Origin of the sequence: Pseudomonas sp. ICMP 3272 (assembly GCF_001466905.1) — a bacterium.
Lineage (GTDB): Bacteria > Pseudomonadota > Gammaproteobacteria > Pseudomonadales > Pseudomonadaceae > Aquipseudomonas > Aquipseudomonas amygdali.
In genome coordinates this window covers 1-14989 of the sequence record NZ_LKEK01000072.1, presented here as the reverse complement: position 1 = coordinate 14989, position 14989 = coordinate 1, and the positions used below count along the sequence as shown (strand labels likewise).

Sequence of the window (14989 nt, the reverse complement as noted above, 5' to 3'; positions counted from 1 at the left end):
TCCTCGTGATTGATCAGTGTGTAGCAGGTGCCAGATCGGGGTTGCCGGTCTGACGGAAAGTAATCAGCGTGATCAGCAGCGCGAGCACAGCCAGCATGGCTGCGGCCAACGGTACGCTGGTCAGGCCCAGGCCGTGGGCGATGACGCTGCCACCGACCCAGGCACCAAGCGCGTTGCCCACGTTGAAAGCGCCGATGTTCAGGGTTGAAACCAGGTTGGGCGCGGCTTTGCCGAAGGTCACCACGTTGATCTGCAGAGCCGGGACGGCGGCAAAGGCAGCGACCGCCCAGAGGAACAGTGTGATTTCAGTCGGGATCAGCGCGGCGCTGGTCCAGCTGAGAGCGGTTGAGATCACCGCCATCGAGACGAACACGGCAATCAGCGTGGATGACACACGGCGGTCGGCCATCTTGCCGCCAATCACGTTACCTGCGGTCAGGCCCAGGCCTATCAACAGCAGGGTCCAGGTCACGCCCTTGGGCGATACGCCGGTGACTTCGCCGAGCAGCGGGGCAATGTAGGTGAACAGGGTGAACATGGACGCTGAAAACAGCGCGGTCATGGTCAGCGACAGCCAGATACCGGCACCTTTCAGTGCGGCCAGTTCGGCGCGCATGTCGAGTTTTTCTTCATTGCGGTTGGTCGGCAGAAAGCGGATCAGGCCGATCAGCGCAATCACGCCGATGACTGTTACCGCCCAGAAGGTCGAGCGCCAGCCTGCGTATTGACCCAATGCAGTACCCAAAGGCACGCCCAGTACATTGGCCAGGGTCAGACCGGTGAACATCAACGCTACCGCCGAAGCGCGGCGATTGGCAGGCACCAGCCCTGCAGCAACTACCGAACCGATGCCGAAGAACGCACCGTGACACAGCGCTGTAACCACGCGAGCGAACATCAGCACGTTGTAGTCACTGGCCAGTGCGCAGAGCAGGTTGCCGATGATGAAAATGCCCATCAACGTGACCAGCGCAGCCTTGCGCGGCAGTTTTGCCGTGGCCATGGCCATGAACGGCGCGCCGACGGCCACGCCCAGCGCATAGCCGGTGACCAGCCAGCCTGCGCCGGGGATGGATACACCAAGGTCAGCCGCCACATCGGGCAGCAGGCCCATGATGACGAATTCGGTGGTGCCGATGGCAAAGGCGCTCAGGGCCAGAATAAGTAGCGAAAGAGGCACGGGGCAGCTCCTGGTAAACGTTGGAAAATCAGGTCGGGTTGTTCAGCTCTTCAACCAGCGCCTGAACGAATGCCTGTATGACTTCTTCGTTGCGTCTGAAGAAATGCCATTGGCCAACCTTCTTGCTGCTGATCAGGCCAGCGCGTTGCAAGGTCGCCAGATGGGCCGAGACAGTGGATTGGGACAATCCTGCACGCTGATCGATCTGTCCGGCGCACACGCCGTGTTCGATCGAGTACTGCTGAGCAGGAAAGCTCGCGCGGGGGTCCTTCAACCAGGTCAGGATTTCTCGGCGGACCGGATGGGCCAGGGCTTTTATTATGTCGTCGAGGTCGATAGGCATGTCGTTCTCACAGGCGGTGTAGCGATATATCGCGATAGGGCGAACCTTATATCTGTATTTCGCGATATACAAATATGATTTTGTGCTTAGGACTGGCAAAATCGCTATATCGGGTTATATCGATATATAGACCTCGGCCTTGAAAGCGGCGTAGGCTTGCAGGCATGAACTATCTGGCACATCTTCATCTCGGCGGGCATCGGCCTGCTCAATTGCTTGGCAGCCTGTATGGCGACTTCGTCAAAGGTCCGCTGTCGGGACGTTTTCCTGCAGAGCTTGAAGCGGCCATTCGGCTGCATCGCAGCATTGACGCTTTCACTGACAGCCACCCGCTGATCAAGGCTTCCATTGCCCGCTTTCCATCCCAGCGGCGACGCTATGCAGGCATTATGCTCGACGTCTTTTTCGATCATTGTCTGGCTCGCGACTGGCATCGCTATGCCGATCTGCCGCTGGACGTATTCACTGACAAAGTCTATGGCACGCTGGCTGCCGAGCCACAATTGCCCGAGCGACTGGCGCTTATCGCACCGCGCATGGCGGCGCAGGACTGGCTGGGTTCGTATCGGGATTTCGACGTGCTGGGGCAGGTGCTGAGCGGGATATCCCGACGCCTGTCAAAACCCGAAGGGCTGGCCGGCGGCATGCAGGAACTGCAGGCGCTGTACCAGCCCTTGAGTGCGGATTTCGCCGAGTTCTATCCGCTATTGGAGAGTTTTGCTCAGGCTGCCCTGGCCGAACGCGAAGCCACTTCGCTCGGCTGAGCAGGCTCGCCGGGTACTTGTTTACCGATCAATGACTCACCCGTGACAGGTTCACCGAACAGCGCCACCTGAACGGCTTGCTGAGCCTTGAACGCCAGTGCAGCGCGTTCCTGATCCGCCGTCGGAATCGGGGTCAGCAGGTGAATGTGCACATCGCTCTGCTCATTGGCAAACAGTCGGCGCAGATGGGACAGCAAATCGTCGTCGCCAATGAACGGGGCAATCGGGTCCGGTTTGCCGTCACGCGAGTAACCGATGGCCACTGGCTGGATCGGCACGCCGGCTTCAATGGCACTGGACAGCAGACGGCCGTGGAAGGTGCGCAGGCTTCTGCCATCGGTGGTGGTGCCTTCGGGGAAGATCAGCAGTGCGTTGCCTTGTTGCAGGTGATTGCACATCTGCTTTTGAATCAGACGGCTGTCGCCCGACCCGCGACGAATGAACAGCGTGCCGGCCTTCAGCGCCAGCCAGCCTGCTACCGGCCAGGTCCGGACTTCGGCCTTCGACAGAAACGACAGCGGTGCCAGCATGCCCAGCAGGGCAATGTCGGTCCACGACACATGGTTGCTGACCCACAGCATTGGCTGGGTTGGCAACTGACCTGTCACGGTGACGCGAAACGGCAGGGCATTGGTCAGGCGCGCCATGAACCAACGGCTCCAGCGCTGCCTGCGCTCCATCGACCCACCGATTCTGGTGCGTTCCAGAACCGCGAATGTTCCGGCAATCGTCAAGCCGAGCGCCACGACCAGCAGCACCCGGACTACGCGGGCATAGCCGCGTGCCCGGCTCATTACACGGCCGCCTTGAAGTGGCGGGCGTAACGCGGGCACAAGTCGTCGCGCTTGAGCAGGATGAACACGTCGGCCACCTGGAAATCTTCGTCCCAGCACGGTTCGCCGCAGATCTTGGCGCCCAGGCGCATGTAAGCCTTGAGCAGTGGCGGCATCTCGCAGATCACATTGCTCGGGATATCGAGCGTCGGCAGCGGGTTTTTCGGCTCGGCGCGCAAGTGCTCGTTGCACAGGTAGCGCTCGCGCAGGCGTTGCATGATCGCGTGCGCCTGAATGCCGCCGTCGTGCATCGGGATGCTCGCGCAACCCATCAGGTAGCTGTAGCCGCCTTCGTTCAGCACCTCGGCCAGCTCGCTCCACAACACCGCGATGGTGCCGCCGTTGCGGTAGGCCGGGTCTACGCAGGTACGGCCCAGCTCAAGAATCGGACCCTGCAGATGAACCAGGCCGTGCAGGCTGAATTCTTCTTCACTGTAGAAACGCCCCAGCGTGCTGGCAGCCTTGTGGTCGAGCAGCCGGGTAGTGGCAACCAGACGCCCGGTGTTCAGGTCACGCACACCAATGTGCGAGCAGTGAACATCGTAATCGTCGATATCCAGGCCTTGTTCAGCACCGTTGAGACGGGCGTTGAACTCTTCGCTGAACACACTGAAACGCAACGCCTGTGCTTCCTGCAAGGCGCTCGCTCCAATCAGGCGTTCGGCCTGAAGACGACGTTCAGAAGTGTTGTCACGAATGCGGGCGATCTGGGTCATACGAATCTCCATGAGCCAGCCATGCAGAGTTTGGCTGGTTGACTGATTTGTCCAGGCGCTTTGCCGTACTTGCAGGCTAGGGAGATGGCGTGTCATGCCTGTGAAGCTTTGGTGATGGTTGTGTGACGGGCAACGCTGTGGGCATTTCCACGCTGGTGGAGCGTGAGGAACGAGCGGCGTACGAAGGATCACTATCGTGCCTATGCTCCGCGTGGGTATGCCGTTCTGGACGCTCTGCGTCCTGTCCCGGGGTAATGGCTGACTGTCATGAAGCCCTGATACGGTATGCGGATTACTCTGTAGAGGCCCTGTCATGCCGCGTAGATTTGTCCGCCTGTGTCTGGTTTTGATCCTGGGCTTCAGTGCCCAGGGCGTCGTTGCTCAAACATGGCCGGCAGAGCAATGGTCTTCTCAGCCTGCGCCGCGATCTGCGGCCATCGAAGAACTCGAGGCCTACGCCTTCCCAGCTCGCGACGACGCCACGCGCAAGGGCGTACGCACCGATGCGCTGCTGGTGATTCGTGATGGCGAAGTCGTCTATGAGCGCTATGCCGGAGTGACCACAGCGCAAACCCCGCACCTGACCTGGTCGATCAGCAAGAGCGTAATGGCGACAGTGCTGGGCGTGGCGTTTACCGAAGGGCGTTTTCAACTCAATGATCCGGTGGCGAAGTTCTACGCGCCGTTCAAGGCGCACCCCGATATCGCCATCAAAGACCTGATGCACTGGGCTTCGGGGCTGAACTGGCAGGAAGATTACGAATATGCACCACTTAACTCTTCCGTCGTCGCCATGCTCTACACCCGTGGGCGTGACGACATGGCGCGCTTCACCGCCGAGCACCGCGCAGCCAAATCCCCCGGCAAGGCGTACCTGTATTCCAGCGGCGACAGCACGGTTCTGGCTGCTGCATTGAAAAATATCGTCGGGCCACAGGCGTATGCGGATTATCCGTGGACCGCACTGTTCGACCCGCTTGGCATCCGCAGTGCCGTCTGGGAAACCGATGGCGTGGGTACATTTGTAGGATCGTCCTATGCCTACATGACTGCCCGCGACCTGGCGCGCATCGGCTTGCTGATGCAGCGCGGCGGGCAATGGCAGGCTCGGCAGTTGCTCAACAAGGAGTGGATGGACTTCGTGTTGACGCCGTTTGCAGGCGAGCAGATAGATGCCAACGTCGAAGTCCCTGGCGGCCAGTGGTGGCTCAATCGAACTGCCGATGGCGGCAGGGGGCCGTGGCCGGATGCGCCCCCTGATACCTTTGCCGCACTGGGCCACTGGGGGCAGGCGCTGTACGTGATCCCTGACCGGAAACTGGTGATCGTGCGCTATGCCGATGACCGCGACGGTACTTACGACCACAATCAGATGCTCAAGCGCATACAGGCAGCCTTTGGCAAGGAGGGCGTGCAATGAGCAGTCGCCGAATGTTCATCCTGCGTCGACCTTTCAGCAGCCTGCTGTTGCTGATCCTTGCTGCGCTCGCGGTACTTGCCTGGCAGTACCGCGTGAACCTGCAGGCATTCCCCACCATCATCAGTGCCTACACCGCCAAGGAATACTGCTCGTGCAGGTACGTCATGAACAACCCCGAGGCGTATTGCCTGGGCTACGTCAAACAGTACGTGCCTGGCACGCTGATCGACGACAGCAGCCAGAAAAAGGTCATTGCCAACGGCCTTGGGCGAACCAGCAGTGCGTCGTGGCAGGGTGAGCGACAAGGCTGCCGACTGTTGCCATCCGGGCCTTGATGGATTGCTGCCGAACGTCGTGGTTTGCCAGAGGTCAGACAGGCGGATAAGGTGGCCCTCAATTGCACGTCTGGAGTCTGCATGCTCACTATGAATCGCCTGCTGCTGGTCATGCTGGCCGCAGTGGCGTTACCTGCCCATGCGAACTGGTATCTGGATAACGAGTCGTCGCGGCTCTCGTTCACGTCAACCAAAAATGCCGATATTGCCGAGGTGCATCGTTTCCTCGTGCTGCATGGCAAGGTCGACCCCAAAGGGCTGGCTGAGGTGGAAGTCGAAACGGAGTCCATTAGCACCGGTATTCCCCTGCGTGACGAGCGCCTGCGGGAGCAGGTGTTTCAGGTACACAAGTTTCCCGTTGCGCAGATCAATGCCCAGCTCGACATGCGCCCGATCAATAACCTTGCCCCCGGCGCGCAACTGGAATTGCGTTTACCACTGACCGTCAGCCTGCGCGGCAAGAGTCACAGCTATAACGCCGAACTGCTGGCGACGCGCCTCGACGAGCGCCGCTTTCAGGTTGTGACGCTCGAACCGCTGGTGATTCATGCTCAGGACTTCGATATGGTTTCGGACTTCAATGCCCTGCGCAACGCGGCAGGCTTGTCTGCGGTCAGTCTGTCAGTCCCGGTCGGGGCTGTCCTGATCTTCACGGCGCGCTGATATGAACGGTGCGATTTTCCCGTGGCGTGAAAACAACCGCTTTCAATTGCTGATTGACGGTCCTGCGTTCTTCCCGCGCATGATTGCAGCCATTGACAGGGCCGAGCAGCAGGTTGACCTGGAGCTGTACCTGGTCGAAGCCGGGGCCTGCGCCGATGCCATCGTGCGGGCGCTGGTCGAGGCGGGCAGGCGTGGTGTGATCGTGCGCTGCCTGTTCGACGACTTCGGTTCTAAAGCCTTCGACGCCGGCCTGCGCAAGCAACTGACCGATGCCGGTGTGATTCTGCGTTTCTACAACCCTATTCACTGGCGACGCGGCGTGCGCAACTTCTACCGCGACCATCGCAAATTGCTGGTGGTCGACAAGACGCTGGCGGTGGTCGGCGGTACGGGTGTAACCGATGAATTCTGGGAGCCAGACAAGGATGTCAGTCAATGGCACGAAGTGATGGTGGAAATCACCGGGCCGCTGGTTCTTGACTGGCAAGCGTTGTTCAACCGGCAGTTTCACGCCAATGCCCGACGTTTCGCCTGGCGCCCGAAAGAAAACTTTGGTCTGGATCATCTGCCCACCGTCCCGGTAGCCGGTGAAGGCCTTGGCCGTGTGGCGTACGCCGACTCTCGCCAGCACCGCGACATTCTGCAATCGCTGGTGCGCACGCTGAACACCGGGCAAAAGCGCATCTGGCTGGCAACCCCTTACTTTCTGCCCACCTGGAAAGTTCGCCGCGCCTTGCGCAGGGCAGCCTCGCGCGGCGTCGATGTACGTTTGCTGCTGACCGGGCCACGCACTGATCACCCGTCGGTACGCTACGCCGGTCACCGTTACTACCCGCGCTTGCTGCGGGCCGGGGTCAAGGTCTTCGAATACCAGCCGTGTTTTCTGCACTTGAAAATGGTTCTGATCGACGACTGGGTGAGCATCGGTTCGTGCAACTTCGACCACTGGAACCTGCGCTTCAACCTGGAAGCCAACCTCGAAGCCTTGGACCCCGGGCTGACCCGTGATGTGGTCGCCAGCTTCGAAAAAGACTTCGCCCTGAGCGCCGAAACCACACTGGCAGACTGGAAGGCCAGACCGCTGTGGCGACGCGTCAAACAGCGCTTGTGGGGCTGGATCGACCGGCTGGTGGTGAACCTGCTGGATCAGCGTAATTGAGGTGTACGCGGGGCCGAGCGTGGCCCCGGGTTGTCATCTGGTCAAACGATGCATTCCAGTGAGCGGTCAACCATGGCTTTGGCCATCTCGGCCATGTGCAATACCGAAAACGCCAGATCACGGCTGGTGCCCTGAGTGCTGTCACCGGATTCATACGCTGTCGTAATGATGCAGCGCAGCAGGTCTGAAGCGTAATTGAGCGCTTCTTCCTGGCTGACGGATGTGTTGACGGTGAACAGGGCGGTGGGCGGGTCGGGGACGATTTTATGGGGCATGTTTGCAACTCCAGCAGAACTTGGGGGAGCCGTCACTAATCGCTACCAAACGATAAGGTGGCGGCCGTGTGCAAGTTGGTAGACCGGCTGCTGGCACCCGGTGCATCCGAAGACGCCATGCGCACGGCCACCATAAAGACGGGACGAAAAGAATCGCCTCGCAGAGGTGGCACATTGCGCCAGCAAAGGCAGGTCTACCAAACCTGATCGCTGATTGGGCAGCGACCGTTGAAGGCTAGAGACCTGAATAGCCAAGCGCAAGAGGCCAGGATTTTCTCGGAAATTTCCTTCAATTGGAAGAGAGGCTTCCTGCGGTTAATTCTTACAAGAGTTATCGAAAAGGTTGTCTGAGGATATTCGCCGTGTAGGCGGGGAAGCGGCGGGGGCTGTTTATCAATATTTCAGCAAGCAGTACATCACCGAGAGGGTGACGTTAAAAAGCTATCGGATTACATTGAGTCAGCATGATGTGTCTCCGCCCTACAGATAATGTGCGGAGTAGAGTGCTTGAAATGAAAATAGCCTGTGCAGCGTTTGCCGGACAGGCTTGTTGCATGAAGAGAGTAGTTAAGGCTTTTTGATATTCTGCATGTAGGTCTGATTCGGGTGAGTCACGACCTTTTTCGTCAACGCGTCCAGTTCCTTGCTGTGATACATGTCCAGGCATTTCAATAGGTCGAATTTTATTCCCTTTATCTGGGATTCGGCCAAAGGGTTTGTGTAGTCTCTGGCGAGGTATTTTTCAACCAATGCCTTGACCGCAAGGGGGCTTTTTTCCATGTCATAGTAGGTCCAGTCACGCATCGCGCTGACACTACTGCCCGCGTCAATGCCGACGTTCACATCATATTTATAAGCGGTGGTTATGCAGGTGGCGAGGGCCATGTCCTTGTAGTTTTTTTCAAAAGTTCTGTACATTCCTTCAGGCGATGAGGTGGGGGTGTAGGCGAAGCTATTGGGTGTTGTTAAGAGCAGAGATACTGTTAGGGCCGTAAGACATGATTTCATTCTACAAACCCCCCTGTGAATATGGACGTTATTTGTAGTCCTGCATGTAGGTGTGTGTTGGATTTACGACGGTTTTTTTTGTCAAGGCATTCAGCTCCTTACTGTGGTAAAGGTCCAAGCACTTTAAAAAGTCAAATTTCACACCTTTTATCTCGGATTCGGTTAAGGGGTTCGTATAGTCTCTGGCCAGATACTTGCTTACGAGCGCTCGAATTTCATCGGGTCCCACTTCCCAGTCGTAATTTGCCCAGTCCTCAATGGCGGTGACGCTACTTCCAGCATCTATTCCGACCTTTACGTCAGAGGCGTAAGCGTTTGCTATACAGGTAGCAAGGACCAGATCCTTGAAGTTTTGTTCATAGCTTCGGTGCATGCCCTCTGGTGATGAGGGTTTTGTATGTGCGAAGCTCTCGGTTGCCACGAGTGCGAGACAGACTGTGATGGCTGTGACAATGCGCTTCATTAAACTAAGCTCCAGAAATTTGCCATATCCGTACGGTAGTTAACGTCGGGCTCGTTAAAGTAGCAATGGTCATAGCAAATATTACCGTCAAATAACGTTGCATGGCCTTTTGCGTCTGTCCAACCCGATATTTCAAATAATATAACTCCTTTTTTTCTTGCAAGCGCTCCGCCGTCAGAGAGCGGGTGTTTGACGATCTCAGGCTTGCCCCAGTGCGTTTCCAAAAAGCTTTTTAGATTCGATACACGGAAAAAGTACTGATGCTGATCTGCGCCGGAGACTGTCTGTTTAGCTATCTTAGGTATTTTCAAACCTGAGTAGTTCAGGATGTAACTTAATCGCACAGCACAGGTGTTCCTCCACTTTGTCGAAGGATCAGGATTATTTATATTCTTCGCCACGAGCCCCCCAATCACCTCTGCCACTCGTTTTTCCGGTGCCACCGGATCATAAATATGTTGCGAAGCCGCCCAGGCGGCAGTAAAAAATGGCCGTGCCATAGTCTTTCCCTGATCGTTCTGTAAGGTTCAATGCATGAGCGTTCAAAAAAATCAGGAATAGACCTTGTTGTTGATACGGTTCCAGCCACCCGAGACATTCCCTCCACCCGCACCGTCAGATCTTTTCTGTTGTGTGTAGGTGGTTTTTATTTTTCCGTAGTTGAGGCTGATGGTTTCGCTGGGGATGCCATCATTGGCATGCTGGGTGTAGTTGGAAATGATGACTTCTTCCAGCAGCACTTCAAAGTATTTGACCTTATCTCCGCCTGCGCGATGCAGTGACAACACGACTTCTTTCAGGTGTCTGCCTGCGCACAAGGTTTCAATGAGCTTGCAGCTCGATTTGTCCAGTGATTTGGTGAACGAGAAATCACTCAAGGAAGTCCTTCCGGACGATGCACCACCGGAAGAACTCGCCGTGGCGGAAGTACTTTGATGCATGCCGAAGCCATACCCGGTGATCTCGATACAGTCCTTGTAGCGGTCATCCAGCGCTTCGCCTGGAATGCCTTCGATTTTGATGTACGCATCAAATGCCATGTTTCAAATCTCCACGTTTGATCGGTTTACGTTGCATACAGGTATCCATATGTTTCAGCAGCGTAATCTTTATTTTTATCGAATGTGGGATCAGCATCCCTTTGGTGTTGACTGAAATGTCTCTAATTTTTGTGGGAAATATAGTACAGATTAAAATGCCTTGGCTTCATTGCCTTGCTCAACGCATTGTGTAGTATCACGTTTCAAGTTTTATTATATTGAGGTTTTTCTGCCCGGGCGAACATTTGCCCAGCGGCCTTCACCATTTAGTCCGTGCCTAAGGTTTCGAAAAAAAATCGCGGACAGTGATCGTTGTTCCAGTTGCGTATTATTTGTGTAAGGTGTCTCACGGTAGAAAAACTTATCATGAGGTACGGCGTATGCTTTATTTTCTTCCGCTGTTGCAGGAAGGAAGTTACGGACCAATGAGGGGCCGGTCATGTGCATGGTTAACTTCAGTCGGCTGAATAGTCCTTCACCCGGGGTACTGCGTTTCTTTTCCCACCCGTAATTTTCATTGTCATCCATCATGCCAGGGCTTCTTGTGTAAAGGTCAACAATGGTGTCCATTATTTCGCCAGCAATTTTGCCTCGGGGTGCAGAGGCGAGTATGGCGTTAGACGTCAATCCGTTTTCAATGTGTACAAGAAATCCATGGGGTGCATCGAGGCTCCCGAGCGGCTGTCCGACCGCGACATCCGCGTCCATGTACAGGCCGCCCTCCATGTAAGTTGAGGCCAGCTCTATTACATCGCTGGCTGCAGCGTAATTCTTATAAGGTCCATTTGTCTCGCGGCTATAAATCGCTTCGAGTTTCTGTGCGTTTGGGTAGGCCTGGCCCAGTGAGCTGAATAGCTTTTCAGGATTGCGCTGTATTAGCGAATCGCCATGCGCCAATGCCAGATGGCGTTCGGCAGGGTCGTTGCTTTCACTCATTACAGCCAATGGGGTTAGCAGGTGCTTTACCTTGGATGTCCACACATTGACTTGGTAGTCGGGATTTATTTCTTTAAAAAGCAGCATGTTCTGCAGGTGTGGTATTGGAATATCGCCACCTTCCCAGTAAAAATGTGCGTTAAGGGGTATGGCTACGTTACCTTTCAGGTCAACATGATTAAGAGGATTGTTTTTTAGCATTTTATACAGATTAAGGTCAGTATCCTCGCCGGATATATCCGGACTTATCCACCGCTGCAACCACGGCGCGTAATACCTGTACCCGTAATAATAAAGCCCGCTGGCATCGCGCTCCTTGCCTGAATACCGCACGGTTTTGTACTTGGCTTCCACTGCACTGCGCGCCGCCCACCAGGCCGTACCGCCAAAGGGGTAATAACTTTCCTGGCTGATCAGGCCGCCTTGCTGATCAAGCTCCAGCGTGCTCGAGCCCAGATGATCACTCAGGCTGTAACGCACCTGATCGTTCGCAATAGTGCCCGGTTTTCCAGCCTCCCAGTGCAACACCTGCACGCGGTTACGACCCGACTGAGCCGTGACGACATTAAGAATTTCGCCATCGGCTGTGGTGCGAATTTCCAGTCCCGGCACGTAGCGCACTTCGTTGACGAGGGTACGCCCCGATGCCTGCGCACGCGTGATCTTGCGGCAGCGCTGACCCTGGCCGTCATAGACATAGCGCTCTTCATCATTCGGTGCGCTTTTACGCTGCAGCAGGGTGACCAGGGCAAGTTGATTACGCACATCCCAGCGCATGGCCTGCCCGCGCACCAACTGCAGCAGATTGCCGTTGGCGTCAAAGCTCGTGACGAAATCCACTTCCCCGTCATCATCTGGCAGGCTGCGATTGCTGTCGGGAGCAACGTGCATGTTGCGGGTGAAGTTGTGTGCGCCCTCGTGGCGCATTTGCAGCAGATTGCCCGCAGCGTCGTAGCTGTAACGCTGTTTGTAGTTGCTGACCTGGCAGGGATCAATGGTGGGCAAAGGTTGCAGGCCGGGCATTTCAGGGCCATGACTGGCGCCGTTTCTGACCTCCCGGCCAGTGGCTTCAATCAACTGATACAGCGTGTCGTAACGGTAATGGCTGATCGGTTCGATAAGCTGGTTGTTGCAATACCGGTCTGGTTGAGAAGTATCGTTGACGAGCAGGATATTGCCCACCGGGTCATAGCTGTAATCGAGTTGCTGCAGCAGCGTGCCGTCAGCAGAGATCGCGCTTAGCCCGGTCAGCCGGCCGTCCTGCTGATCATAGGAGTAAAGGCTGACTACGCCATTGCCCGCTGTTTCCTGTTCGACCTGATTGAGCGCGTTGTAACGGGTATCCGCAAGCAATGCCTGCGGCTGGGAAATGCCCGCCTGCGTCAGGCCCAGGGTCTTCGATTGCCCGGCGACGGTCTGGCCGAACACCTGTCGGTTACCCATGGCATCGGCCTGCTCGATGGCTTCGCCCAGTGCATTGAATCTCCACCGACTTTGCAACGGAGCCGGCTCAAGCAAGGCATCGCGCTCGGCTTCGGCGACCGGCCAGTCCGGCACGTCGAGCGACAAAAGGAATTGCCGCGCCTCGGTCAGCAACGCCCCCTGCAATGCGTAGTCCGGGAAAAAACGTGTGCCTGCCGTATCGTCATGTCGGACGAGTTGATTGCATTGGTTATGCCCGAACGTTACGTCCATGTTGCCATAACTAAAGCGCTCGACGATCCGACCTTGTTCAATGATGGCCAAGGGACGCAACATAACGTCGTACTCAATATTTCGCTCACTGCCACGGCCGTCCCAGCTCGCCAGTCTTTGACCTGCTTCGCCCGCCAGGACAAGCTGCCGGCCAGCATCGACGCTGTTGGTCAGCAAAGAAAGGCCGGAAAGCGAATGTAGTGTGCTGATAGTGGGCAACGCATCGCTGCTCGGGCGTGGGTCTCGCTGAGCGATGATACGTCCCGCCACATCGTATGTCTGATGGGTCACGCGCTCATCGGCGGGTTGGCTTGAATCCTGTCGTAGAAAGGCGATGCCACGCACGGTGAGCGACCGTGGGTCAGTCACTGCCAGCGTTGGTGTGTGGGCATGCATAGCTCTGTTCATGACGAAACGTCCTTTTATGGGCCTGGCGTTAGCCAAGAGAGGCTTTCCATGCAGCGTGTGTCGCTATTCCATTCGATAAAATTTTTGGCGAATCACAACTTTACCCTTTCCTGGAGAGTGTGAGACTGGCGGCATCATCCAATTGAAAAACGTCGTTGAGTCGCATGTTTTTGTTCCGCATGGGACGCAAGATCCAATGCGGAAATTGCTGAAGGGCTCGCGTTACGTGCTGTGAGCCTGGCCATAGGCCCATTGAACTGCTGATTGATAACCGAGACCAGCAGAGAGATGGAGTCAGCGTTATTCAAAATGGCTTGCGCACGTGCTAAAGGGTTTTCTTCAAAAGCGCTACGATTAACGTCTACAGCGTCCGGCCCGTCCCAGACAAAACCTTCATAGCGCTTCTGAAGCCTTTGTACGGTAGCCAGAATATCAAGACGGCCGCTGTAAGATTGCGCGCCTGAGGTGCCTTCATCGGTCGTGCCCGGTACATTCATGTACCAACTATCTTGCGTAAGCAGGTGCATGTGGGATGCCTCATGAATAATGTTCCAGGCGACCATGTGAGGATGTTCATGTACAACACTGTCTCTAATGAATAAATGATGCTCTGCGTCCTCAGGATATTGCCATGCCACCGCTTTACTGTTTCGAGACCCGCCAACCCCCACGATTTTTGTACCGTCATACTGTTGAATGAACGACGTCAGCTTTCCAATACTTGAACTCAGCATGTAGAGTATTTTCGAGTCCGTATCAGGGTTGGCCTCGGCCGGGATTCTAAAGTGCCCGAGTACCGTCTCCCTTTCTTGAAGGTCCGCAAATGGAGACAGGATCTGGTTTGTTTTTTGACGAGCGAACGCGAGACTTTTTTGACTGGATGACAAGGCCACCGCGAGTGTGCCGCCAAAAACAGGGTTAAAACGAGTAATGTCTGCGAGACCCCTCGCCTGAACAGGATCACCCTGTTCCTTTGATTTATTAAGTACTTCAGAGAAGTTGAAAGGGCTCAAGCCTGTTCGATCTACCAACGTAGTGGGCGTGTTTCTTAAAAAGCAAAACAGATTCAACACATCCACATCCCCCGCCGGGTCCGGGTTTATCCAGCGTTGCAACCACGGCGCGTAATACCTGAACCCATAATAATAAAGCCCGCTGGCATCGCGTTCCTTGCCCGAGTACCGAACTGTTTTGTACTTGGCTTCTACCGCACTGCGAGCCGCCCACCAGGCCGTACTGCCGAACGGATAATAACTTTCCTGGCTGATCAGACCGCCTTGCTGATCAAGCTCCAGCGTGCTCGATCCCAAGTGATCACCCAGGCTGTAACGCACCTGATCGTTCGCAATGCCGTCCGGTTTACCGGCTTCCCAGTGCAATACCCGCACGCTGTTACGACCCGCCTGAGCGGTGATGACATGGAGGGTTTCGCCATCAGCCGTTGTGCGAATTTCCAGTCCCGGCAGGTAACGCACTTCGTCAGTCAGCGTGCGACCTGATGCCTGCGCAGTGCTGATTTTTCGGCAGCGTAGACCCTGGCCGTCATAGACATAGCGCTCGTCATCATTCGGCCCGTCCCTACGTTGCACAGTGGTGATGTGCTGCAACTGATTACGCACATCCCAGCCCATGGCCTGCCCGCGCACCAGTTGCAGCAGGTTGCCGTTGGCGTCAAAGCGCGTGGCGAAATCCACGTCCCCGTCATCGTCGGGCAGGCTGCGATTGCTGTCCGGTGCGACGTGCATGATACG

The 14989-nt window shown here is 56.1% G+C and carries 16 protein-coding genes; 5 read left to right on the top strand and 11 right to left on the bottom strand.

The window, feature by feature from the left end; genetic code table 11:
• Positions 1-13 precede the first annotated feature (13 nt).
• Together AO068_RS20225 and AO068_RS20220 are read right to left on the bottom strand one after the other, a co-directional pair.
• On the bottom strand, positions 14-1180 hold the full coding sequence (locus tag AO068_RS20225; protein ID WP_005734688.1) for an MFS transporter: 1167 nt from the start codon (positions 1178-1180) through the stop codon (positions 14-16).
• Between the two features lie 28 nt (positions 1181-1208).
• Positions 1209-1523: an ArsR/SmtB family transcription factor gene (locus AO068_RS20220; RefSeq protein WP_002554999.1), complete on the bottom strand. Its 315-nt coding sequence runs from the start codon at positions 1521-1523 to the stop codon at positions 1209-1211.
• Positions 1524-1687: 164 nt separating this feature from the next.
• Between AO068_RS20220 and AO068_RS20215 the strand changes: the two genes are divergently transcribed.
• On the top strand, positions 1688-2287 hold the full coding sequence (locus AO068_RS20215; protein WP_058409270.1) for an acyl carrier protein phosphodiesterase: 600 nt from the start codon (positions 1688-1690) through the stop codon (positions 2285-2287).
• On the opposite strand, the gene AO068_RS20210 is transcribed toward AO068_RS20215, so the two are convergent.
• Positions 2245-3081, bottom strand: a complete 837-nt coding sequence (locus AO068_RS20210) for a lysophospholipid acyltransferase family protein (protein WP_058409269.1) — start codon at positions 3079-3081, stop codon at positions 2245-2247. The two genes, AO068_RS20215 and AO068_RS20210, sit on opposite strands and share 43 nt — an antisense overlap.
• A complete protein-coding gene (gene olsB, locus AO068_RS20205; protein ID WP_005734685.1) occupies positions 3081-3836 on the bottom strand; it encodes an L-ornithine N(alpha)-acyltransferase in 756 nt (251 codons plus the stop codon). The genes AO068_RS20210 and olsB overlap by 1 nt, the downstream gene beginning before the upstream one ends.
• Before the next feature lie 313 nt (positions 3837-4149).
• Here olsB and AO068_RS20200 point away from each other — a divergent pair, with 313 nt between their 5' ends.
• The 4 genes from AO068_RS20200 to AO068_RS20185 all read left to right on the top strand — a co-directional run bounded on the left by AO068_RS20200 (position 4150) and on the right by AO068_RS20185 (position 7413).
• Entirely contained in the window at positions 4150-5256 is a 1107-nt protein-coding gene (locus AO068_RS20200; protein WP_058409268.1) for a serine hydrolase domain-containing protein, read from the top strand.
• Entirely contained in the window at positions 5253-5591 is a 339-nt protein-coding gene (locus tag AO068_RS20195) for a hypothetical protein (RefSeq protein ID WP_058409267.1), read from the top strand. Before AO068_RS20200 ends, AO068_RS20195 begins: the two co-directional genes overlap by 4 nt.
• Before the next feature lie 81 nt (positions 5592-5672).
• A complete protein-coding gene (locus tag AO068_RS20190) occupies positions 5673-6254 on the top strand; it encodes a YceI family protein (RefSeq protein ID WP_011169403.1) in 582 nt (193 codons plus the stop codon).
• A 1-nt stretch (position 6255) separates the two neighbouring features.
• On the top strand, positions 6256-7413 hold the full coding sequence (locus AO068_RS20185; protein WP_058409266.1) for a phospholipase D-like domain-containing protein: 1158 nt from the start codon (positions 6256-6258) through the stop codon (positions 7411-7413).
• Between the two features lie 41 nt (positions 7414-7454).
• On the opposite strand, the gene AO068_RS20180 is transcribed toward AO068_RS20185, so the two are convergent.
• The 7 genes from AO068_RS20180 to AO068_RS29315 all read right to left on the bottom strand — a co-directional run.
• Positions 7455-7688: a DUF6124 family protein gene (locus AO068_RS20180; protein ID WP_058400750.1), complete on the bottom strand. Its 234-nt coding sequence runs from the start codon at positions 7686-7688 to the stop codon at positions 7455-7457.
• Positions 7689-8255: 567 nt separating this feature from the next.
• Positions 8256-8696: a type VI secretion system amidase immunity protein Tai4 gene (locus AO068_RS20175; protein WP_058400751.1), complete on the bottom strand. Its 441-nt coding sequence runs from the start codon at positions 8694-8696 to the stop codon at positions 8256-8258.
• A 28-nt stretch (positions 8697-8724) separates the two neighbouring features.
• On the bottom strand, positions 8725-9159 hold the full coding sequence (locus tag AO068_RS20170) for a type VI secretion system amidase immunity protein Tai4 (protein WP_058400752.1): 435 nt from the start codon (positions 9157-9159) through the stop codon (positions 8725-8727).
• Complete coding sequence (locus tag AO068_RS20165; RefSeq protein WP_058400753.1) at positions 9159-9659, bottom strand: type VI secretion system amidase effector protein Tae4; 501 nt, start codon at positions 9657-9659, stop codon at positions 9159-9161. Before AO068_RS20165 ends, AO068_RS20170 begins: the two co-directional genes overlap by 1 nt.
• Positions 9660-9710: 51 nt before the next feature.
• Positions 9711-10199 (bottom strand): Hcp family type VI secretion system effector, encoded by a 489-nt coding sequence (locus AO068_RS20160; protein ID WP_058409265.1) that lies wholly within the window; start codon positions 10197-10199, stop codon positions 9711-9713.
• Positions 10200-10412: 213 nt separating this feature from the next.
• Positions 10413-13238 (bottom strand): RHS repeat-associated core domain-containing protein, encoded by a 2826-nt coding sequence (locus AO068_RS29320; RefSeq protein ID WP_227447949.1) that lies wholly within the window; start codon positions 13236-13238, stop codon positions 10413-10415.
• A 134-nt stretch (positions 13239-13372) separates the two neighbouring features.
• Positions 13373-14989, bottom strand: a 1617-nt coding sequence (locus AO068_RS29315; RefSeq protein ID WP_236717213.1) for an RHS repeat-associated core domain-containing protein, incomplete at its 5' end; no start/stop codon positions are given.

What these genes read in the sequence shown, in the direction of transcription:
- AO068_RS20220 (WP_002554999.1), bottom strand. Translation starts at nt 1,523, where the DNA reads ATGCCTATCGACCTCGACGACATAATAAAAGCCCTGGCCCATCCGGTC.
- AO068_RS20215 (WP_058409270.1), top strand. Translation starts at nt 1,688, where the DNA reads ATGAACTATCTGGCACATCTTCATCTCGGCGGGCATCGGCCTGCTCAA.
- AO068_RS20210 (WP_058409269.1), bottom strand. Translation starts at nt 3,081, where the DNA reads ATGAGCCGGGCACGCGGCTATGCCCGCGTAGTCCGGGTGCTGCTGGTC.
- olsB (WP_005734685.1), bottom strand. Translation starts at nt 3,836, where the DNA reads ATGACCCAGATCGCCCGCATTCGTGACAACACTTCTGAACGTCGTCTT.
- AO068_RS20200 (WP_058409268.1), top strand. Translation starts at nt 4,150, where the DNA reads ATGCCGCGTAGATTTGTCCGCCTGTGTCTGGTTTTGATCCTGGGCTTC.
- AO068_RS20195 (WP_058409267.1), top strand. Translation starts at nt 5,253, where the DNA reads ATGAGCAGTCGCCGAATGTTCATCCTGCGTCGACCTTTCAGCAGCCTG.
- AO068_RS20190 (WP_011169403.1), top strand. Translation starts at nt 5,673, where the DNA reads ATGCTCACTATGAATCGCCTGCTGCTGGTCATGCTGGCCGCAGTGGCG.
- AO068_RS20185 (WP_058409266.1), top strand. Translation starts at nt 6,256, where the DNA reads ATGAACGGTGCGATTTTCCCGTGGCGTGAAAACAACCGCTTTCAATTG.
- AO068_RS20180 (WP_058400750.1), bottom strand. Translation starts at nt 7,688, where the DNA reads ATGCCCCATAAAATCGTCCCCGACCCGCCCACCGCCCTGTTCACCGTC.
- AO068_RS20175 (WP_058400751.1), bottom strand. Translation starts at nt 8,696, where the DNA reads ATGAAATCATGTCTTACGGCCCTAACAGTATCTCTGCTCTTAACAACA.
- AO068_RS20170 (WP_058400752.1), bottom strand. Translation starts at nt 9,159, where the DNA reads ATGAAGCGCATTGTCACAGCCATCACAGTCTGTCTCGCACTCGTGGCA.
- AO068_RS20165 (WP_058400753.1), bottom strand. Translation starts at nt 9,659, where the DNA reads ATGGCACGGCCATTTTTTACTGCCGCCTGGGCGGCTTCGCAACATATT.
- AO068_RS20160 (WP_058409265.1), bottom strand. Translation starts at nt 10,199, where the DNA reads ATGGCATTTGATGCGTACATCAAAATCGAAGGCATTCCAGGCGAAGCG.
- AO068_RS29320 (WP_227447949.1), bottom strand. Translation starts at nt 13,238, where the DNA reads ATGAACAGAGCTATGCATGCCCACACACCAACGCTGGCAGTGACTGAC.